We start from the raw sequence: 356 nt of genomic DNA on the forward strand, positions 1-356 counted from the left end.
CTCAGGTCGCCGACTTGACCCAGGCGCTGGGTGAGGCCGCGGTCGAGCTGCGGGTGTGGAAGAAGTCCGCGGAGGGCCGGCCGGGCCCTTCGAGGACCTCGAGGTGATCCGCGTCGAGGCGGGCATGCCGACCGCGAGGTTCTGCCGCCTGATCGGCGTGCCCGAGCGGACCTGGCGCCGTCACCGGGCCCGCGCCCGCCGCGGCGCACAGGCCAAGGGGCCGTGGCCGCGTCCGGCCCGGGAAGGGGTTCGTGACGCGGCCCGCCGCCACGCGCTTGCCCACCCCGCGTGGGGCCACCGGAAGGTCTGGGCGATGTGCCGGTGGGACGGCCACCAGGTCTCACAGGCCACCGTGC

General features: G+C 76.4%; 1 protein-coding gene. It reads left to right on the top strand.

What is annotated here, in order from left to right; translation table 11 throughout:
• Positions 1-103: 103 nt before the first annotated feature.
• Positions 104-356 (top strand): hypothetical protein (locus PUR56_RS10680; protein WP_329948700.1); only part of this gene is annotated, 253 nt, incomplete at its 3' end.

Source organism: Streptomyces sp. BE303 (genome assembly GCF_036290945.1).
Classification (GTDB): Bacteria; Actinomycetota; Actinomycetes; order Streptomycetales; family Streptomycetaceae; genus Kitasatospora.